This is a genomic window from Streptomyces sp. NPDC050658 (assembly GCF_044457025.1).
Lineage (GTDB): Bacteria > Actinomycetota > Actinomycetes > Streptomycetales > Streptomycetaceae > Streptomyces.
The window spans coordinates 296,655-315,962 of sequence record NZ_JBITGM010000012.1 but is presented as its reverse complement, the minus strand read 5'-3'; the positions used below and the strand labels follow the sequence as shown (position 1 = coordinate 315,962).

Below are 19,308 nucleotides of genomic sequence, written 5' to 3'. Positions count from 1 at the left end.
CCCGCGGAGCGGGTACCACATCGCTGCGCGATGTGCAAGCGAACACCCCTGCTTCGCAGGGGTGTTGCGCTCCCGCTCCGCGGGAGCGCTGGCGGGCCGCTCCGCGTCCCGCGCATCTGGCTTGCTGCGCAAGCCAGATGACGTTCCGTCCGCTCCGCTCCCGGAACTCGGGGGCTCCCGCCCCCGTAGTGGCCTCCGCTGCGCTCCAGCCACTCATGACGCTCCGCGTCACCAGGCGTGCCACGCTCCGCGCGGCCCACCCACGGGCCTAACGGCCCGGCGGCAAGGGGGCTGTCGTGCGCACCTCCAACCGAAACTGATGCACCTTTAGGAAGGAGCCCCAGAAAACTGACCACCCGTCAACTCTGGCCAGACTCAGAACTGGATCGAGGCTGCTTGCTTCAGTTTTCTATGCGGATAGAAACTGGAACAAGATCCCGGCACCGCAAACCCACACACCGCTTCCAAGCCGCCGTCGAAGCCACCCTTCCCCACGGGCCGGCCGGGCTCGCCCAGCTGGAGAAGGCACTGGAGCAGGTCCGGGGGAAACCCCTCGGCGCGCAGCCGCTGCCCTGGAGCCAACCACTGCAGCAGGAGATCACGATGCGTATCGTGCATATCGCGCACACCGTGGCCACCCACCGGCTGGCCCCTGGTGTTCATCACGACCTGACCCTGGCGCGGCGGGCCACCGCCACCGGCCTCGAGGTCGACGACACCGCCGAACTCCTCTACCGCGACTGGTTCCACATCGAAGCCGCCGCCGGTAACCGCAGCGGCCTCAACACCGCCATCACCCGCCTGGACCAGGTCAACCGGTCCCTCAACCTTCCCATGGAGCCAGCGACAGAACAACTCATGCGGCAACTGCTGGACCAGACCAGCCCCACCCTCCAGCCGTGAACCTCTCCTGCCCTATGCGCCGGTGACGACGACCAGGCCCTGCAGTACGCCCGAGTGCGTAGCGCAGCCGACAAGGTGTGTCTCCACAGCAGCCAGGAGGCTGACGATGCTGCGCAGTCATCACCCGCCGGTCAGGGAGATCGGACGCGTCGGCCGGCCTGCTGCCTGTGCGCGGTGAGCACAAGGGCGTTGTCTCTGCGCACTGCGCACCGGCCGTCGGCCGCCGGTCGCCGTGCTGGATCTGCCGCGCCGTCAGGCCTATGCCAGGTCGCGGCGCACGTAGGCGAGGGCCTCTGCCAGTGCCGCCTCATTCGAGGCCGGTGGTCGCGTCCGCCAGCCCTGCAGGGTTTCACGGACGGTGGCAGCCGCCGTGCGCACCTGCGCAGCGAACTCGTCGGGCAGCGGGTTCAGCTCGCCGTCGTCGCCGTATGCGCCGGTGGCGACGACCGGGCCGTGCAGTGCGTAGTCGAGGCCGAGGTTCATCCTCCGCCATACGCAGGCCAGTGCCCAGGAGGTGATGTTCGGCGGGAGACCGACGATGGCGCCCTCGGCATGGAGATGGAGCACGGTGGAGCGATGGTAGTAGGCCGCCTCTGAGGCTCCGCCGACTTGCTCGCTCAGGAGCTTGCGTTGCGCGTGCGGATCGCTGGGCAGTTCCACATCGGTCACTTCGCCGTCCTCAGCGATGCACAGTGCGCTCGTCATCGGTTCGGCCCCTCCCCGGATCTGCTGTCTGCGCAGTGCACACACCGCGACGAGCGGTGGTGGAGGTGGACTTCGTGTCCGCCGTGTGCGATCCGTTCGCCTGTGCGGGCGGGCAGCGAGCAGGCATCCGGCCAGGGCGAGGGTGGCCACAGTTGTGACCGAAAGATGTCGCGAGTGTGTCCTAGCCAACATAGCGCTCCTTGAGCTTCCGCTTCTCGGTGTGCTCCGTGCACTGGAGGAGATCCCCGTGCCGTGGCGGCGTCGGCTCCACATCCGAGCGGCGTCTTGTCCCATGTGCATGACGTCAACTCGCATGGCGCAGTTCCATTGGAGCCAGCTGCAAAGATCGTTGGCTGGAATGGGGTAGGTGATCGGCCGAACCGCGGAGCCTTGCATGTCAACTTGCATGCACAAGCGTGGAGGTGAAGAAACCTTTGCGTGACCAAGTGCGGCGCCAAGGCCCCTCCCTATCGACGGTTCCAGCTACCGGATTGTTGGGTTGGAAGCCGTTGTCTTTCCGAGTGTGAGTAGTGAGTTTCCGCTGGTCAGGAATGGTCTGGTGTCGTCGTGGGAGGTTTCGGGCGATCAGTTCGTCCTCGACGAGGTGGAGGCGGCCGGTGGCATCGGTCATGGGGTTGCTGGAAGAGCGGGAGGCCATTGCCCGGGTGCGGGTCGAGAGCCTTCAAGCGGAGGCGGACCGCGCCTTGGCTGAACTTGGTGCGGCCAAGGCGGTGTTGGAACGCCGGGTCATCGCACGGGCGGAGCCGGCCGAGGCCCTGGCAGCCGGAGACGATGCCGCAGCTGCCTCCGGTGCTGAGGTCGGCCCCGACCTCGGTCTCCCGTGCTTCGTGTACCGGCCGCATGCCACGGCCGCGACGCCGGATGCGGTGGTCAGGTACGCAGGTAGCGGCGGAAGAGGTTCTCCTCGTCCGCCGGGTAGGGTTCAAATCCGCACTGCCGCAAGAGGCGGTCCGCCTCGAGCCGGGAAAAGAGACGGTAGGTGGAGCGCTGGTGGGCCACCACCGTGTCGCCCCGCCGCACCTCGTAGTCCTTGGTGATACGCCCGTTGCCGTGCTCATGCACGTCCTGCGCGTAGACGAAGCCGCCCGGCAGCACACGTTCACACGGGCGGTGCGCCTCCTGTACGGACAACAGCAGGGCGGCGCCCGGCCGCAGCGCCTGGGCCAGATGGCGCAGGCCCCGGGCGTTGTCGGCGTCATCCAGAAGGTGGCTGCCCAGTCGCATGTGATCCCCCGCGCCCAGCCACAGCCACACACCGCCGACGGAGTACGCGACATCGAACGTGCCCGCAAGGTCCAGGTGCGTGACGTCCTGCTCCAGGAGGCGCACCCGCCGGCCGAGCCGGGGGCGGGCCCGGGCCAGCATGCTGGGGCTGTGGTCGATGCCGGTCAGCCGTACACCGGCGGGCGCCGACCGCAGCAGGTGCTCACAGACCAGGCCGGTGCCCACTCCCAGCTCCAGCACCTTCGCGCGCGGCGGCAGGTGCGACAGCAGCCGGCGTGCGTAGCCCTCGTAGTCGTAGTACCCAGAAGTCATGATCAGGTCGTAATGCTCCGCCAGCGCGGCGTAGGAATCATTCACCCCCTTGTGATACCGGCACCGGCGAGGGCTCAAGCGTGAACACGGGCGACGGGCAGCAGCAGGAGGTGATGGCGGTGCCGGGAACGGGCTGCAGAGCGGCCGACCAGCACCGCCATCATGTAACCGTGGTTGCCCGCTGGTGTGGGGGCGGGCAACCGCAACCCTTCGGCCTCCCCGCCCGCCCAGGACGGCCGTCGCAGAGATCGCGGCCAAGGTCTGGTGGGTACTGAACGCCACTCCAGAGCATCGGTGCTGCTCAGGCCACCGGCTGGCCACCCACCGATACGACTTCAGCGTGTTGTAGGGAACGTTGACGTCCTCCGACAGCCGGTGCAGCCATGCCGACACCCCGAACAAGTCGTCCCGCACCGACCGGCCGCCGTGATCCTGCATCGGAACGACTTCCAGCGCACCGTCACCGGAGATGAACGAACTCTTCGACAACTTCTCGACGGCCTCGCGCAGCCTCTCCACGATCTGCCCGTAGCGCTCGATGCTGCTGCTACCGATCTGCTCCGTACTGGGTACTGCATCCATCCCCTGCCAGGCCAGAGCACGGCCCCATGGCCGTGAGCGGGAACCCCGGCCCACGTGGTACGGGCACAGTCCGCCCGCCGCCACACCTCGGAAAGGCGCACCGTCGCGGAGCGCGAAGCACCCGAAAGCTCTCCGCAAAGCCCGCTGCCGGGCCACTGCGAACGGGGATCCTGGTGCATACGGAAACCTCCACAGAGGCGTATGTACATCGCCCGGGAGACCGGGCTTGGCTATGTAGACGGTTTCGGGCTCTGGTCCACTTGGTGGGCTCTGTCGCAGATTTGACATCGCTTGGGTGCGTGAGCGAGTGATCTGTGGTCCTGCGGCTCTGTTTGTGGAGGGTCAGGTGTGCAGGATGTGTTCGAGGTGGTTGCGGGTGATGGCTTGCTCGACGGGTTCGCTGGCGGAGGCGAGTTCGACGTGTCCGTAGGCGGTGTGCAGGGCGTATCGCAGGCCGAGAATCACGAAGAGGCTGGCGTTGTCGCACCAGGTAACACGGCTCGCGTCCAGGCGGAGATGGAGGTGGCCGGACTTGATGTGGTCGATGGCGGTGTTGCAGAGCTGTTCGGCGGTGTGCTGGTCGAGTTCACCGGCAAGCGTGAGTGTCAGGGCGGTGGAGTCAGAGGTGGCGTGAGCGGTGATCGTCAGCCTGGAGTCGGGCGGGCCGGGCGGGCCGGGCGGGCCGGTGATCATCAATGATGTCCTGTGCATGAAGTCGGCGGGGCAGGGTAGGCGCTGCCGTGCGCTGATCCTTGGCCAAGACCCCGCTGAGTTGCGCGGGCGGTCGCCGCTGAAGGGACCGGCGGCGACCGCATGCATCGGCAGCGTGTGGCTCCCGATGCGATGCGTTCTTCCGGACCGGGAAGCGCGGGAGACGCCCAAGGTGATGGGCCAGGAGGACCATGCTCGCATGGGCGGTGTGCGTGCGAGGGCGTCTTGCCTGGTGGCAGCGTAGAGCGGTTCGGCCTGCGGGGATACTGTCCGCGTGGTGGTCATCCTGCCTTGGCCTGGTCGGCTTGGGTCTTCGTGTGCGCGAGACGGTAGGACTCGGTGCCAGTCTGGATGATGTTGCCGCCGAAGGTGAGCCGGTCCACGATCGCGGCGCAGAGCCGCGGATCGGCGGGTCGTTCCCAGGGGTGGCGGAGGTCGGCGGCAGCTTCGCGAAGGAGGCGGAGTTGGGTGTGAGCAGCGATCACGAGCCAAGTCCAGCGGTCGGCAGCCGCAGGGGCCCTAAGCTTGGGGCAGGCCCAGCCGAGGGTCTGTTTGATCATTCGGAAGGTGTGTTACAGGTCGAAGCGGCGGATAAATGCCTGCCAGCGGATATCGACGGCGTCGCTGCTGAGGCCGTTGGCCGAAGCGCACAGCAGAGCGGGAGCGGATCGTTCCCGCCGGGCCCAGGTGCAGGCCAATCATCCGCTGTCACACCCGCTCGGCCACGGCCGGCTCATCCCGCTCACGCCGTACGTCCGACAGCTGCGCGACGCGTAGTTGGGCGGGCATGAGTGCGGCCCCAAGGCAGTGATGCGGGCCGAGACCGAAGGGAGGTGGCGTGGCCAAGACCGTGGAACTGCGCGGATACCGCAGGTCGCGTAGGCGCCCGGACCGCACCGCCCGGTGCTGAGGTCTGCGGTGAGGTCAGGCTTGGGCGAACCATCGGCTGCGTTCGGCGTCGGTCACCGTCCGCCGGTGGTGGTCGAGTTCGATCTGTGCGAGTCGGGTGTAGTGATCGGCCACTCCGGGGCCCAGGCTTTCGGGTAGGGCGCCATCACGGAAGGCGGCGAGGGCGTCGTCGAGTGTGGTGGGCACAGCGCGCCCGGTTCCGTGCTCGTAGGCGTTTCCGCCGCACGCAGGCGGGGGTGTCAGGCTGCGGCAGATGCCGTCGCGGGCTGCCGCGAGTACGGCGACAAGCGCGAGGTAGGGGTTGGCGTCGGCACCTGGGAGACGGATCTCGAGGTGCAGGCCGTCCCCGTGGTCGACGACCCGTACGGCGCAACTGCGGTTGTCGTAGCCCCAGTTGAAACGGGTCGGAGTGAAGGACTGATGAGCGAAGCGCTTGTAGGAGTTGGGAGTGGGCGCGTAGAGCGGGACGAGTTCGGGGAGGCGCGCCTCCTGGAGCTGGGGTCCGACGCCGTTCTCGCGGCCGGCGTACGTCTCTCGAACTCGGAGGCGTACGTGGTGCTGGCCAACCTCCGCGGAGACGTGGTCTCCTCGCACCGCGAACCGCTCCCCTCCACCGACCCCGCCGACTGCGCGGAAGCGGTCGCCCGCGGCGTGCGGGCGGCGACGGGCCGAACGCGCTCCGCATCGCTCATCGGCGTGGGTGTGGCCGTCTCCGGCGTCGTCGACCACGCGAACGGCATCGTCCGTCACAGCGGCGCGATGGGCTGGGAAGACGTCCGCTTCCGGGCACAGCTCTCCACGCTGCTGGACTTCCCTGTCTCGCTGGACAGTTACGTCAACTCCATCGCCTCGGGCCGGCTGCTGTTCGACGGCAGCCTCGCCGGCCGCGATCTGCTGGTGTTCAGCGTCGGCACGAGCCTCGGTGCCTCCGTCGTGATCCAGGGCCGCATCCACCGCGGGTTCAACGGTGCGGCCGGAGGATTCGCCCACTCCCACGTCACCTCGGACCGGGCCACCAGCCGGCCCTGCCACTGCGGTGCGGTCGACTGCCTCGAAACGTGGAGCAGCCACTGGGGGATCCAGCGCGAACGCGAACGGCGGGGCACGGCTCAGGGCCCGCTGTCCGACAACGACGGGGAACTCCTCGCCGACGCCGCCGACAAACTCGGCAGTGCCATGGCCAACGTCGCGAAACTGCTCGGACCGGAACGCGTGTTCGTGGCGTTCGCAGGCGAGATGGGACACGCCGTGCTCGCCTCACGGACGGAGCAGGAATTCCTCCGCCAGTACGCCCATGACAACGCCCCGGCCCCGGCCCTCGAACTGACCCGCGCCGACGAGACCGCTCTCGCCCGCGGGGCGGCGTACACCGTCCTGGCCCGCGTGTTCACCACCGACATCTCGGAGGCACATGCCGAGGACGAGACCGGAACGGCGACGGCACTGGCGTGATACGCGTGAGCGATTTCATGCAGAGCCTGCGGCTGTCGTTCGCGCCGCGACGGATCCAGGACGAGGGCGAGACACCCGACTACCGCTTCTCCCTCGCCAACGAGCGGACCTTCCTGGCCTGGATCCGGACCGCGCTCGCGCTCATCGGCGGCGGTTTCGCCGTCGACCAGTTCCTGCCGGACCTGCGCCGTGCGGTCCGGGTCGGGCTCGCGCTCGCACTGCTCGCCGCCGGCGCGCTGTGCGCCCTGCGGGCGGTGAACCACTGGGTCCGCTGCGAACGGGCCATGCGCCGGGGCGAGGACCTGCCGACCTCCTCCTTCCCGGCCGTGCTCAGCCTCGCCGTGGCCATGGTGGCGATCGCGATGGTGGTGCTCGTGGTCTTCGGCCGGGCCGGGTAGTGGGCGACTCCCCCGGCACCCGCGATCCCGGGCTCCAGCCGGAACGGACCCGGCTGGCCTGGCGGCGTACGACCCTGTCGTGCACGGTCGTGACAGCGCTCGGCATCAAGCCGGCCGTGCAGGGCAACGGCACCCCGGCGGCCGTCGGCGTGACCGGTCTGGCCCTGTCGGCGCTGGTCTGGATCGGCTTCCTCGCCGTCTCCCACCGCCGGATCCGCACCCTGGACGCGCCCCGGCCCCGCTCGCTGTCGGTCCGAGCCACGCTGCTGGCGGCCGGGTGCGTGATGACCCTGGCGGCGTGCGGGGCGACGCTGGTCTGGTGAGGCCCTCTCCACCTGGGTGGCGATGTCGACGGGCGCGGCCCGGGACCACGGCTCTCGAAGAAGCGGACGCGCACGTCTGTCAGCGCGGCTGATCACACCCGTGGCCTCCCGCACGCGTCGGCGTCGGCGTCGGCGTCGGCGTCGGCGTCGGCGTCGGCGTCGGCGTCGGTAGAGGAGGCAGGAAGCGGCGCAGGGGATCAAGCGACAGACGAGGCACGGGCCGCATGCCTGGAACATCGTGACACGGGGACCGCGGGGACTGTGCGGCTGCGAAGTTCAGCTGTGCATCGGTCCGTTGCGGACAGGGAGCGGCGCCGCCGGGCGACAAGGATTCCGCCCGGCGCTGCCGTCTGACGGGACGGGGACGACCGCCCCGGACCAGTCCGCCCCACCACTTTGCCCGGGCGCCGCACCCGCTCCCGTACCGCCTCTCCCAGGGTTTGCCGCAGTACAGGTGCCCATGGCCTGACCCGCCAAGGGGTGGGGGCTCCACGAGCTGACCAGCCGTGCCGCTACCTGGGCCGAATCCGCATCCGCGCCCGTCGGCCAAGCCAGAGTTCGAGCGCGGTCGGCACCTATTACGACGCGATCTAGCACTCGGTGGCATTACGGCCCGGGAAACGGGTGTGGGGATCGAGTGAGCGCCGCAGGCGCTTGAGGCTCCCTCTGCGTGACCTGCTGCAGGCCCGGCCTGTTGTGTCGTCGTCTGCGTCACTGCGGATACCCAGGGGATTCCCGTCCCCGCCGACAGGACGCGGACCCGGAAAGGGGACGTCATGACGTCTTCGACCACACATCCACGCTCCTTACGGTGCCGGCTGCGCAGCCGACTGAGTGTTCTGGTCTCCGCCTTTGCGCTGGCTCTGTACGGCGTGTTCATCCTCACCGCCCCAGCGCAGGCCTCCTCCAGCGTGAGCGTGTCCGCCACCACGGTCGCGGCCGGTGACACCTTCACCATCAACTTCACCGGCACGGTCCCCAACGACGCCACCGATGTCGGAGAGAACTTCTACGCCGGGTCCTCGACCATCGGAAGCCTTGAGAGCTTCACCTCCATCGAAGCGTGCACCGGGAACACCGCTCCTTGCTTCAAACCCGACTACGGCGGCGTACGCGTGCCGCTGGGCACCCGGTCCGCGGGGGCCCAGGTCGGCGGATCGATCACCTTGCGCGTCAACCCCGACACCCCGGCCGGCACCTTCGTCCTGCGCTACCAGCTCTTCAGCGACACCTTCGGAGACGCCACCGAGAGCGGACCCACGATCACCGTCACCAATGGCAACACCGTGACCGTCACCAATCCGGGTGACCAGACTTCCACGGCAGGTACGCCGGTCAGCCTCCAGATCAAGGCCTCGGACCCCGCCCCCGGCCAGATTCTCACCTATAGCGCCAACGGACTGCCGGCGGGCCTGTCCATCAACTCCGACACCGGACTGATCTCCGGCACCCCCACCAACGTGGCCACCTCCACCGTCACAGTCACCGCCACCGACACCGCGGGTGCCACCGGATCGACCGCCTTTTCCTGGACCGTCGTCGCACCTACATGCCGAGTTACCTACCGTCAGGTCCAGTACTTTCCGCCCCTGGCCGGCGCCCGGTTCTATTTGGTCGACATCAGGGTCACCAACAACGGTGATTCAGCGATCCCCGGTCGCTGGAAGCTGAAATTCTCCTTCAACGAAGACAGGGTCATCGTCCGCAATCCGAATGGCTACGTCGTCTCCCCGATGAAAGGCAGGGACATGACTGTCACCGAAGACAAGGGTGTCGGCATCAACCCCCACAGCACTGTTCACTTCGGCATCTACACCTACGGGCGGGACACCAGCACTTTCGCTCCCCCCAACACCTTCACCCTCAACGGAGCCACTTGCGTGGACAACATCATCTGAGGCGTTGTGAGATGCGGTCCTCCGTTCGTCCTCAGCAGGGTTCTCGCAGGGCCAGAGTGCTCTTGCAAAGGGGCTAGTCGGCAGGGGTGACCGGAGATGGCGAAGCTCCGTTGCGACAAGTGCCCTCTCAAGTGCCTTGCCAGCAACGGAGCTTCGATGGCTCGTGAGCTGCCAAGCCCCCCCCGTTCGTGCTCCCGGAGCACGCCACAGCGATGCTCATCACTCACTCTCATGACACGCCGTCTCGCCCGGCGCCCGCTCCAGCCCAACGCGGCCACCCCAAATCAGTAACTAGCGGTTCCTTGGCATGGATTGCCGTCGTAGCAGTGGCCGGTGCGCACGAACGCGGGCCCAGGACTGACGGACTCTTTCTATTCGACGGGAGCATCCCGCGAGGCATCTGGTGAGGTGAGCGCGTAGGCGACGGCGCTGTCCAGGTCGGAGTCGTAACCGGCTCGGAACGCGGTCTCGTAGTCGTGGTTGCCGAGGAGACGGCGGGCCTCGCTCTCGCAGTCGTGGCGGGCGGAGACGAGGGACGGGATGCCCATCTGCGGGGTGCCCAGGGTGTGCCAGGTCTGCTCGGCGATGCCGAGGAGCCGGGCGGCCGGTTCGGCGTGCCCGGTGGCGATGGTCGCACAGGCCAGTACGTCGACGGCCATGGCGATGCCGACTCCGTTGCGCAGACGGTGCTTGCCGTCGAGGGCAGCGCGGGCATGGGACGCGGCCTGCTCCGGCCGGCCCAGGGCCAGCGCGGCGACGGCAAGCACGTAGTCGCCCCAGGCGCGGCCCCAGGTCTCGCCGCGCCGGGAGCCCTCGGCGCAGAGGTCCTCGGCGACGGCGACGGCCTCGTCGAACCGCCCCAGGCAGACGTGGACGAAGCCGCGGATCGCCTGCAGCGGGAACCAGGCCGGGTCGTACCGCCCGTTGCCGGGCCGGGTGCGCGGCGCCGCGTCCAGTGCCTCGGCGGCCTGCGGCAGCCGGCCGAGCAGCGTGAGGCTGAGGCCCTCCACGGCGGCGACGACGAATCCGGCGCCCTCGTCCGGCTCCTGCGCCACGGCCTCCCGGAAGGCGGCGGCGAAGCGCAGACCGGCTTCGGCCTCGCCCAGGATGACGGCGACATGGCCGCAGGCCCACAGTGCCTTGGCCCGGTGCGGGCCAGAATCAGAGGGCAGCACTTGGGACCGGTCCAGAGCCAGAGCCCGGTCCAGGTAGTGCCGGCCCTCCTTGGTGAAGCCGCAGGCTGTCCAGAAGAAGTACAAAGCCCCGCTCAGCTCCAGCGCGGCGGGGCCGTCCTCCTCGGCCAGGCAGAGGTCCAGCGCGGCGCGGAAGTTGGCATGCTCGGCCACCAACCGCGCGTACCAGGCGAGCTGCTGCGGGCCCATCCAGGCGGCGTCCGCCCGATCGGCCAGCTCCTGGCAGTACGACCGGTGCCGAGTGCGCACCGTGCGTTCCTCGCCGAGCCCGCGCAGCCAGTGGGCGCCGTACTCGCGGAGGGTGTCCAGCATCCCGTACCGCTCCCCTGCCCCGGTCGGCTGCCAGGTGAGGATCGACTTCTCCACCAGGGCGGCGAGCAGTTGGGGGACCTGGTCGGTGGCGAGGCGGTCGTCGGGCAGCACTCGGCAGGCCGCCTCGGTGTCGAAACTCCCGGCGAAGACCGACAGGCGGGCCCAGGCCAACCGCTCGGCAGGGGTGCACAGTTCGTGGCTCCAGCCGATCGCGGTGCGCAGCGCCTGATGCCAGGGCGGATCGGCGTCATAGTTCTCGCCGACGGTGTCGCCGAGGGTCGCGAACCGGTCGGCCAGGCGCTCGTTCAGTTCGGCCAGCGGCAGCTCACACAGCCGTGCCGCGGCCAGCTCGATGGCCAGCGGCAGTCCTTCGAGACGGCGGCACAGCCGGACCGCTTCGGCGCGGTCGGCCGGGGTGAAGGCGATGTGGGGCACGGCCTCGGCGGCCCTGTCCGTCAGCAGCACCACCGCGTCCGCCGTGTGGTCGTCGTCGGACTCGGGAACCGGCAGCGGATCGAGGGTGAGCGCCTCCTCCGCGTGCAGGCCGAGCGGGCGGCGGCTGGTCGCCAGGATGCGCAGGCCGGGCGCGGCCTCCAGCAGGGTCTCGATGAGCGGCCGGCAGTTCTCGACCAGATGCTCACAGGTGTCGAGGACCAGCAGCAGCTGACGATCCGCCAGGTACTCGGCCAGCACTTCCGCCATCGGGCGGGTGGTCTGATCCGCCAACGGCAGCTGCTCGGCGATGACATGGGCCAGCAGCCTCCCCTCGCGCAACGGGGACAGCTCCACCCACCACGCCCCATCCGCGAACTGAGGCTGCAGCTCGGCCGCGACCTGCCGCGCAAGGCGGGTCTTGCCGACCCCGCCCACCCCGGTCACCGTCACCAACCGCGACCGCCCGCACCACCGCGCCGCCGCGTCCAGCTCTGCCCGCCGCCCGACCAGCCGACCCGTCTGTCCTGGCAGGTTCCCCGCTTGACGCCGCTCCGTCACTTCGCCGCTCCTTCAGGTCCCGCCCTTCTTTCGTATCTCTCGTACGTGTCGCACTGGCGGTCGCTCCCGTCATAGCAGCAACCCCTGCCTCGGCGGCAGGACTTGTGCCGTTCAGGTCACGGTCCGTCGCCCAGAGTGAGAGGCTGCCCTCCTCCTCCCGTGCCGAGAACGGCCGGGGAGAGCCGTGCGCATCCGGGAAGGGTGGGCGGGAGAGGGGGGAAGGGTGGGGTGGCGACGGGCCTCTCCCGGGTGCCGACCCGGTCATCACGCGCGAGGCGCCCCCGCTGGAGGAGGCGTGAGGGTCAGATGGGCCCGGAGATCGGCCACTTCTCGTTGCAGTGCCCGAAGCTGCTGGTACATGCCGTACAGGTAGCGCACCTTGATGCGCAGTGTCAGGGGGTCGATCGGCTTCATGACGATGTCGGCAACTCCGAGTCGGGAAGCCGTGGCAGACGTGTCGTGGAGGATGCCCTTCAGCGCATCCTCGCCGGTGGACTCGCTGATGATCTCGTGGCCGAGTGGAGCCAGGGTGCTCTCCAGCGCGAACAGCGTGTCCTCGTGGTCATTGACGACGGGGATCTTCGGGTCGCTCGGCGCATGCCTTCACCCTTGAGCTTGTGTGGTGCCAGCAGCGGGGTGCAGCATGCCGCGGGAGCCCGGCGACATCAAGCCGCACAGGTTCGTGCCGGCGATGCTGCGCGACATCATCACCCAGCGCGGCTGGCCGTCGCTGATCTTCAGCCGCCTGGATGGCTACGTGTTCACCGCCGACGGCGACGAGCTGGAGCGGTTCGAGGTGAGCCGCATTCATGAACTGCTCACCGAGGCCCGTCGGCTGACCACTGCCACGGTAGCCCCGCACGCCGCTTTGGCCCCTGACGACGAGCGGGTGCGCTACATCGTCACCCGGCTCAACGCCGTCGAGGCAACTCTCGACCTGATCGCCTGAGCAGGGGGTTCGCGATGCGGCGCTGCTGCTATCCATCGGACACCACGGGCGAAGCGTGGTCGGTCATCGAGCCATTGCTCCCGCCACCCGCATGGACCACGCCGAAGGGCGGCCGGCCGGCGGCTATGGCAAGAGCAGCTGGCAGCAGTACGTGGATCGCCTCGTGGAGACGGGCAACCTCACCAAGAGTGCCACAACGCGTTGAACTGCGGGAATGTCGATGTAATGCGGATTCGGCAGGTGCTGACCGGCCTGTATCCAGTAACAGCCGTCAGGTCCACAGCGACCACTGGCCATGGATTTCCTGCAGAGGGCGTCCCCCTCAGCTCCTCAGGACGGGTACGGCCAGGTCCTGGTGGGACGTGTGGCGGTAGACCCCGAGTTCGCAAGCCTCGTCGGCACGGGTGACCGGGTAGGGGGAACCGAAGTAGTCCTGGCAGGCCCTGAGGACTCCGGGGTACTTGGGTTTGGGGACGGCCGGCCGGTCGACGGGGACGCTCGGGTCGGCGTAGTCGTCGACGAGGATGACCGCTCCGGGCGCCAGGCGCGGCACGCAATGGGTCAAGCCGGTGAGGATCGAGTCGTACATGTCTCCGTCGAGGTAGGCCAGCGCGATGGTCTCGGGCAGTCGGCCGGGCAGGGGGTCGGCGAACCAGCCCGGGTGGACGATGGGCCGTTGCAGCGCGAAACGGTCGTGGAGCGCGGTGACGTCCTCGGGGCAAGCGGTGAACTCGCCCTCCGGCACAGCGGCGTTGTCCTGCTCCCCGCCGCAGGGCAGCCCCTGGAACGAGTTCAAGGGCCCCGGCCATCGGGCGCACACCGGCGCGCAGGCGCCGCAGACCGGCGTCCAAGAGCTCCTGCTCGATGCACCGCTCACGGTCCGCTTCGTTGAAGTGCCCGGCCATGATCGCGGCGATGTCGGGCACATCGCGACCGAGCAGTGCCTGCCGCTCGACATCTCCGAAAGCCAGCCCCCGCCGCCGGTACAACTCGGCTCTTGCTGCCGCCCACAGGGGCTCCGAGTCGGCCAGCAGGCCATCGCAGTCGAACACCACAGCCGCGGGCACCGGCCCAGGCCAGATCACACCCCCATCAGATGCCGCGGAAACAGATGCCGCGGAAAGCGTCGTCGTCTCGACGCGACCGGACACCGCACCAACACGAGTCCCGACCCCACGTCCATCGTTCACGCGTGAGCAACGCTCCACCGGATGCCAGGTCACCCGTAGTGCCGCCAACCGATGGCATGACTCGTCCTTCGACGTGGCCCCTACGCCGGGCGGGATCAGAGCCGCGAACCGCACCGCCTCACCGTGGGGCGCGCGACCAGTGGACCCGTCGTTCCATCCGCCCACGCGAACCGAGGCAGGAGGGAGACCCCTGCACACCGGACGCGGCGATGCGCCGTACTCGCGTCGGGTTCGTGGGCCTCCTGCTGGCGATGCCCGCCGGAATCGCCGCTCGAACGTGCCCCGAGGGGCCATCGCCTGGACCTTGCGACCTTGCTCCGCCAAACGGCCATGGCGACAGCAGGGCCTTCTGGACCGCCCCCCTCTCGAGGTCCCCCACCCGATCGGGGACAGTGAACAGCTGGTCGCCGACGTGGTCATGCACTACGTTCTGCAGCAAGGCGACGGCACGCGCACCAAGCTGCGCGCGCTCATCGACTTCGACCGGGCCACCATGAGCTCGGAACGACTGGCCACCAAGATCATCGGCTGTGCCCGCCCACACACCCGGGGCGGCGGGGCTTTCAGACCACCCCCACACCTCCGTGCCAGCGCAACTGCCCGGTCTTTCCCCAGTCCTGTTCATCCTCACCGGCGCCTGTACGCCCTACCGGGTTGCCCGGCGGGGACGGCGTCTTCGTGTCCATGTACGGGGACGCAGAACCCTTGCCCGCTACGCCCGAGACGAGGGCTTCGGCCGTGGAGTGAGGAACGTCGTGCCGACTCGACAAGGGAGCTGCCCGCAGCCCAAGGGCGCTTTCCGGGGAGTTCGGGGTCGAACTCACATACTCACAAATGCACAAACTTGCTTGCGTGACCCGCAGTACCCGTCCCCGGCTCTCTTTCGGCAGGGCAGTTCGAGTGGTGTACTCGAAATGCTTTCCACCGATGGCAAGACCTGGGTCTTCCAGGTGAAGAACATCCCCAGCTGGACTGCAACGCCGCTACAGGCCACGCCCGACTTCCTGAGGGCGGAGTGAATCGCTGCCACGACAGAAGAAACCGCCGCCACCGGCAAACGAGCAGCGAAAGCCGGGAAACGGGCTCACCAATTCATCGTGGCGCATCTTCCCCGGTTTCAACATTTCGCCACGCAAGGGAAATCGGCATGCCAGTGCGCCACAACTGAAAGGTCGAACAATCTCACGAAGGCAGCAAAGCAACCCGACCACGAAGGAGTTCGTGATGTTACCGACGATCCGCAAAGCAGCGGTCCTCGCCGCCATCCCCGTAACACTCACCCTTGGCATCGCCGCCCCTGCCAGCGCCAGCAGCGCCGGAGCCCAGGAGCTTGCGGGATATACGTACATGCTTCCGGATTACCAGAATCAGTCGAACACACTTCAGACCGGGCAGACGTCGTGCACAGCCCTTAATGTCGCTACACCGCTGTCGGCCAGGAACTACCACCCGACGAGCACGATCCGTCTCTACGGCTTCTTTGGCAACTGTAGCGGCACCCCATTGGCGACTCTGCCCCCCGGCTCCGGGATCCCACTCCTTCCAGCGGGAGTGTGGTATTACACCTCTACCTGAGCAGAGCAGTGAGGCACTTTCGTGCACTGCAACGCCCCTGTAGAAGCAGCCCAAGCATCAGTTCGGCGATCTGCTGTAGACGGACAGCCGCTCGCCTGGGCCGTGTCGCCGAAGAGGCCACGTAGAGGTCGGCCAGGGTGGTCAAACCAAATGGGCACTTCCCCGTCGAGGCGATGAAGCACCCACTGCCCCTAGGCTTTGGCGGCCTGTCCCAGGCCCCGGCGGATCGCGATCTCCACGGGTGAGTAGGCGCCGTCGGCCCGCTCCAGTTCGTACGGCGCGGCCGGCATCAGCGGCGGCTGGGCCATGAAGCGCGGCCGCACCCCGTGGTGCGGCTGTGCCGCGTGCACCAGGAACGGATGGCACAAGAAGACGTCACCCGGGGACCCGGTGGCGAGGGCGAGCGGCCGGTGGTCGGACGCCGCCACGAGGTCCGGCGCGATGGCCAGGCCGCTCGCGCCCTCCTGCCCGTACGGCTCCAGCACCTTCGGCACATCCAGGTGGGAGCCGACCCGGATCCGCGTCGGGGCGTCCTCCTCCCCCACCTCACTGAACAGGAACAGCATCAGCAGCGCCCGGCCGCGCGAGCGCAGGTTGGTGAAGGGCCAGGCCTCGCCCTCCACCGCATAGCTGCCCTCGATGTGCCAGCCCGCGTCGTCTGGCTCCTCCGCATGCGGGAAGCGCAGCGGGAAGGTACCGAGCGAGTAACGCGGCTCCCAGCGCCAGGCGCCGACCAGCAGGTCGTACGCCCGGTGCAGGGCAGGCGAGTTGGCCGCGGCGGCGAACGGCCCCTGCGCCATCCCGCCCACCCAGTGCACGGGCTGCGTCCACGTCGCCGGATCGTCCGGGTCGCAGCCCGTCTCCCGCCACAACAGCCGCGCGCAGCTCTCGGCCACACGGGGCGCAACAGCGCCCTCCAGCTTGACGAAGCCATCCCGGAGGAAGCGGGTTACCAAGGTCGTGTCGTCCATGCCTCCATCGTGCGTCGCCGCCCGCCCCGGCCACCCGACACTTGCCGCACCGCTTCTGTCGGGTGCGATGCCCGGGGCCGGGATCGTGGGGACCAGCGCGCTGGGCAGCACACCGTCGCAGGGGCGCAGGAGATGCCCCGTGGTGTCACAGCGGGTCGCCGAGCGGCCCGTGTTCCTCTTCCAGGGTGTTGGCCCAGTGAGCGGGCCAGTCCGGCTGTGTGCCGTCGGCGTCGGTGAACCCGTACTCCTTGTACAGGCCCCAGGTGGCCAATGCCTGCCCGGTCTTGGACATGATGTCCGGGTCGGAGGCCAGCGCGGCGACCGCCCGGCCCAGGTAGGTCGGAGTTTCGGAGCTGGCGAAGTTCGGGTCCTTGGCCGCGCCGTCCTGCCAGTTGGCCTCGGTGACGCCGAAGCCCTCCAGCATGGCTTCTGAGCGCAGGAAGCCGGGCGTGATCGCTACGGCCGCGATGCCGTGCGGCTTCAGCTCGGCGGCCTGGGCCACGGCGAGGCGGATCACCGCCGACTTGGCGAGGTCGTAGAAGAACGAGCCTCGGTAGCGGGCGGTGTTGCCGTCGGTGACCTCCACGACCAGGCCACCGGCGCGGGGGACCATCAGCGGGAGCGCGAACCGGCTGGTGATCACGTGGGTCTCCACCGCCTGCCGTATCAGCCGAAGGCCGGTGTCGAGGTCCTGCTCCCACAGCGGATGCTCCCAGTCGGTCAGCGAGTCTCCTCCCCATACGGAGTTGACCAGGATGTCGAGCTGCCCGTCCTGTTCTGCGGCGATCCGGTCGATCAGGGCACGGACCTCATCCGGGCGGCTGTGGTCGGTGCGGACCGGGATGCCGAGGCCGCCGGCGGCGGTGATCTTCTCGGCGGTCTCCTCGATGGTTTCCGGGCGGTTGAGGTCCGAGCGTCCGGCGGTGCTGCTGCGGCCGGTGACGTACACCGTCGTGCCGGCGGCCCCGAGTTCGACGGCGATGCCCCGCCCGCCGCCTCGGGTGCCGCCGGCGACCAGGGCCACTTTCCCGGTCAGTGGCCGTGCGTCGATCGTCATGATTCCTCCAGGTCGTGGCCGTGTCGGGGCGGGAGGTGAGGGGCCAACGCATGGGCGAGTTCTTGCCGGAGCCGCTGTGCGAGGGTGCCTTGGCGGTCGAGGGCCCACACCAGGCCCGCACCGGAGGTGATCGCCTGCACGGACCTGGCCAGCGCCGTAACGTCCGTCCCCGTGCGAAGTTCGCCCGTGAGCAGCGCCTCTGTGAGCAGTGCCTCGATGGCCCGGCCCTGCGCCTGGTGGATGGCCAGGGCGTGCCGGCGGAACTGAGGGTCCGTGAGATCGATGCACAAGAACGCCAGATGGTTGGCGAAGGTCTCGGGCGTGGCCATCGAAGCCATCGGCTCCACGATCAGCGCTGCGAGCGCCTCAAGTGCCGATTCATGCTCCTGTCGTACTCGTCCGGGCATCGCTTCGGCGTCTTTCGCGGACTGCTCGGCGAGTGCCAGCAGCAGCCCGCGCTTGGACCCGAACCGCTGCATGAGGGTGCCAGGCACCAATCCGACCTCTTGAGCCACGGCAGCCAGCGTCAGTCCCACAGGGCCCACCCGGCCGATCACGTCGGCGGTCGCGCGCAAGATCACCGCATCCTCCACCCCTCGGGGGCGTCCCGCCATCACGGCTCCCTCCATTAATAAATGGTTGTTCATTTATTAAAGCGCTCGATCGACGGCACAACAAGCAGGTATCAGTGGCGACTGGCCCGAGACGCACGCCACCGGACCCGAACCTCGCCGAGGACCAGGCCGCGCTTGCCCAACGGCTCTTACGGCGAGCGGGAGAAGACTGCCCGGCAGATCGCGGACATGAAGGCGGTGGCCACTATGGTTGCGAGCCGGTCGGCACCGCAGCTACTCAATGCGCAGTGGTCAAGCCGTCTGCAAGGCGCCCAGGACATAGTGCAGCGACGGCCAGCGGTCGCCGATGTCGGTGATGTGGAAGCCGGCTTGCTCGGCCAGGCCCGGCAGCTCGCTGCCGGGGGCGAGGCGATCCGCGTGCCCGGAAGTCATCCCGAGCGCCTTGGTCAGGCGCAGATGACGCGGCAGTCTGCCGTAGTCGACGAGCAGGAGCCGGCCGCCGGGCCGCAGCACTCGGCGCATCTCGCGCAGGGCGACGAGCCGGTCTCCGTCGGGCAGGTGGTGGATGGCGAGACTGGAGACGATGACGTCGAATGAGGCGTCGCCGAACGGCAGTTCCTGGGCGGAGGCAGTCTGGAACGTGCAGTTGGCCGGCGCCCGGCGTGTGGCGTATTCGATCATCGGCTGGGATGGGTCGATGCCTGTCACTCGGCCGCCGGGGGTGACGGAGGCGGCAGCCCGGCGGCTGAAGTAGCCCGTGCCGCAGCCAACGTCGAGAATCCGCTGCCCGGGGCGGGCGCCGCTGAGGACGACCAGACCATCGTAGACCCGGCGTCGGCGGCCGAGGAAGCCGATCGCCGCGCTGATTTCGTACAGCCGGGCCCGGCGGATCTGCGCGCCGCCGTGGCCTTGTGAGTGCTGACGGCGGATCGGAACGTGCTTCCCGAATCCCATGAGGCGGCCCCCTGTCTCGCAGGTCCTTTCGTTCTCTCTGAGATTTTACAATACAAAGTGTCTTGATCACGTCATAATGTCTCAACCTTCGCAGCCTGTAC

16 protein-coding genes and 3 pseudogenes are annotated in these 19,308 nt (G+C 68.7%); 8 read left to right on the top strand and 11 right to left on the bottom strand.

Annotated elements, in window-relative coordinates:
* Positions 1–603: 603 nt before the first annotated feature.
* The gene (locus ACIBKX_RS34005; RefSeq protein WP_363276275.1) at positions 604–903 is read left to right on the top strand and encodes a hypothetical protein; all 300 of its coding nucleotides are present in this window, start codon (positions 604–606) and stop codon (positions 901–903) included.
* Between the two features lie 258 nt (positions 904–1,161).
* Here ACIBKX_RS34005 and ACIBKX_RS34000 read toward each other — a convergent pair whose 3' ends face one another.
* The 5 genes and pseudogenes from ACIBKX_RS34000 to ACIBKX_RS33980 form a co-directional block, all read right to left on the bottom strand.
* On the bottom strand, positions 1,162–1,608 hold the full coding sequence (locus ACIBKX_RS34000; RefSeq protein ID WP_363276276.1) for a hypothetical protein: 447 nt from the start codon (positions 1,606–1,608) through the stop codon (positions 1,162–1,164).
* Between the two features lie 891 nt (positions 1,609–2,499).
* Complete coding sequence (locus tag ACIBKX_RS33995; RefSeq protein WP_363276277.1) at positions 2,500–3,210, bottom strand: class I SAM-dependent methyltransferase; 711 nt, start codon at positions 3,208–3,210, stop codon at positions 2,500–2,502.
* 879 nt (positions 3,211–4,089) lie between these two features.
* Positions 4,090–4,458: an STAS domain-containing protein gene (locus tag ACIBKX_RS33990; protein WP_363276346.1), complete on the bottom strand. Its 369-nt coding sequence runs from the start codon at positions 4,456–4,458 to the stop codon at positions 4,090–4,092.
* 281 nt (positions 4,459–4,739) lie between these two features.
* Positions 4,740–4,865 (bottom strand): annotated as a pseudogene (locus tag ACIBKX_RS33985) (AAA family ATPase); the annotation flags it as partial.
* A gap of 517 nt (positions 4,866–5,382) precedes the next feature.
* Positions 5,383–5,961: a hypothetical protein gene (locus ACIBKX_RS33980; RefSeq protein ID WP_363276278.1), complete on the bottom strand. Its 579-nt coding sequence runs from the start codon at positions 5,959–5,961 to the stop codon at positions 5,383–5,385.
* Between ACIBKX_RS33980 and ACIBKX_RS33975 the strand changes: the two genes are divergently transcribed.
* The 5 genes and pseudogenes from ACIBKX_RS33975 to ACIBKX_RS33955 all read left to right on the top strand — a co-directional run bounded on the left by ACIBKX_RS33975 (position 5,923) and on the right by ACIBKX_RS33955 (position 9,438).
* Positions 5,923–6,819 (top strand): ROK family protein, encoded by an 897-nt coding sequence (locus tag ACIBKX_RS33975; RefSeq protein ID WP_363276279.1) that lies wholly within the window; start codon positions 5,923–5,925, stop codon positions 6,817–6,819. The two genes, ACIBKX_RS33980 and ACIBKX_RS33975, sit on opposite strands and share 39 nt — an antisense overlap.
* Positions 6,820–6,824: 5 nt before the next feature.
* Positions 6,825–7,217, top strand: a complete 393-nt coding sequence (locus ACIBKX_RS33970) for a DUF202 domain-containing protein (protein ID WP_363276280.1) — start codon at positions 6,825–6,827, stop codon at positions 7,215–7,217.
* Positions 7,217–7,540, top strand: a complete 324-nt coding sequence (locus tag ACIBKX_RS33965; RefSeq protein ID WP_363276281.1) for a DUF202 domain-containing protein — start codon at positions 7,217–7,219, stop codon at positions 7,538–7,540. Before ACIBKX_RS33970 ends, ACIBKX_RS33965 begins: the two co-directional genes overlap by 1 nt.
* A 1,286-nt stretch (positions 7,541–8,826) precedes the next feature.
* Positions 8,827–9,078: pseudogene (locus ACIBKX_RS33960) on the top strand (putative Ig domain-containing protein); the annotation flags it as partial.
* A gap of 72 nt (positions 9,079–9,150) precedes the next feature.
* Positions 9,151–9,438: a cellulose binding domain-containing protein gene (locus tag ACIBKX_RS33955; protein ID WP_399376833.1), complete on the top strand. Its 288-nt coding sequence runs from the start codon at positions 9,151–9,153 to the stop codon at positions 9,436–9,438.
* A 371-nt stretch (positions 9,439–9,809) separates the two neighbouring features.
* Here ACIBKX_RS33955 and ACIBKX_RS33950 read toward each other — a convergent pair whose 3' ends face one another.
* Positions 9,810–11,936, bottom strand: coding sequence for an NB-ARC domain-containing protein (locus ACIBKX_RS33950; protein WP_363276282.1), 2,127 nt, complete (start codon positions 11,934–11,936; stop codon positions 9,810–9,812).
* Between the two features lie 643 nt (positions 11,937–12,579).
* Between ACIBKX_RS33950 and ACIBKX_RS33945 the strand changes: the two genes are divergently transcribed.
* On the top strand, positions 12,580–12,885 hold the full coding sequence (locus tag ACIBKX_RS33945; RefSeq protein WP_363276283.1) for a RacP protein: 306 nt from the start codon (positions 12,580–12,582) through the stop codon (positions 12,883–12,885).
* A gap of 14 nt (positions 12,886–12,899) precedes the next feature.
* Positions 12,900–13,004: pseudogene (locus ACIBKX_RS33940) on the top strand (IS5/IS1182 family transposase); the annotation flags it as partial.
* 203 nt (positions 13,005–13,207) lie between these two features.
* Here the strand turns inward: ACIBKX_RS33940 and ACIBKX_RS33935 are convergent.
* From ACIBKX_RS33935 to ACIBKX_RS33915, 5 genes are all read right to left on the bottom strand, one after another.
* Positions 13,208–13,681, bottom strand: a complete 474-nt coding sequence (locus ACIBKX_RS33935; RefSeq protein WP_363276284.1) for a TylF/MycF/NovP-related O-methyltransferase — start codon at positions 13,679–13,681, stop codon at positions 13,208–13,210.
* 2,160 nt (positions 13,682–15,841) lie between these two features.
* A complete protein-coding gene (locus ACIBKX_RS33930; RefSeq protein WP_363276285.1) occupies positions 15,842–16,621 on the bottom strand; it encodes a phytanoyl-CoA dioxygenase family protein in 780 nt (259 codons plus the stop codon).
* 145 nt (positions 16,622–16,766) lie between these two features.
* The gene (locus ACIBKX_RS33925) at positions 16,767–17,678 is read right to left on the bottom strand and encodes an SDR family oxidoreductase (RefSeq protein ID WP_363276286.1); all 912 of its coding nucleotides are present in this window, start codon (positions 17,676–17,678) and stop codon (positions 16,767–16,769) included.
* Positions 17,675–18,292, bottom strand: a complete 618-nt coding sequence (locus ACIBKX_RS33920) for a TetR/AcrR family transcriptional regulator (protein ID WP_399376816.1) — start codon at positions 18,290–18,292, stop codon at positions 17,675–17,677. Before ACIBKX_RS33920 ends, ACIBKX_RS33925 begins: the two co-directional genes overlap by 4 nt.
* 252 nt (positions 18,293–18,544) lie before the next feature.
* A complete protein-coding gene (locus tag ACIBKX_RS33915) occupies positions 18,545–19,207 on the bottom strand; it encodes a class I SAM-dependent methyltransferase (RefSeq protein WP_363276288.1) in 663 nt (220 codons plus the stop codon).
* Positions 19,208–19,308 lie beyond the last annotated feature (101 nt).

What these genes read in the sequence shown, in the direction of transcription:
- ACIBKX_RS33945 (WP_363276283.1), top strand. Translation starts at nt 12,580, where the DNA reads ATGCCGCGGGAGCCCGGCGACATCAAGCCGCACAGGTTCGTGCCGGCG.
- ACIBKX_RS33915 (WP_363276288.1), bottom strand. Translation starts at nt 19,207, where the DNA reads ATGGGATTCGGGAAGCACGTTCCGATCCGCCGTCAGCACTCACAAGGC.
- ACIBKX_RS34000 (WP_363276276.1), bottom strand. Translation starts at nt 1,608, where the DNA reads ATGACGAGCGCACTGTGCATCGCTGAGGACGGCGAAGTGACCGATGTG.
- ACIBKX_RS34005 (WP_363276275.1), top strand. Translation starts at nt 604, where the DNA reads ATGCGTATCGTGCATATCGCGCACACCGTGGCCACCCACCGGCTGGCC.
- ACIBKX_RS33930 (WP_363276285.1), bottom strand. Translation starts at nt 16,621, where the DNA reads ATGGACGACACGACCTTGGTAACCCGCTTCCTCCGGGATGGCTTCGTC.
- ACIBKX_RS33920 (WP_399376816.1), bottom strand. Translation starts at nt 18,292, where the DNA reads ATGGCGGGACGCCCCCGAGGGGTGGAGGATGCGGTGATCTTGCGCGCG.
- ACIBKX_RS33925 (WP_363276286.1), bottom strand. Translation starts at nt 17,678, where the DNA reads ATGACGATCGACGCACGGCCACTGACCGGGAAAGTGGCCCTGGTCGCC.
- ACIBKX_RS33990 (WP_363276346.1), bottom strand. Translation starts at nt 4,458, where the DNA reads ATGCACAGGACATCATTGATGATCACCGGCCCGCCCGGCCCGCCCGGC.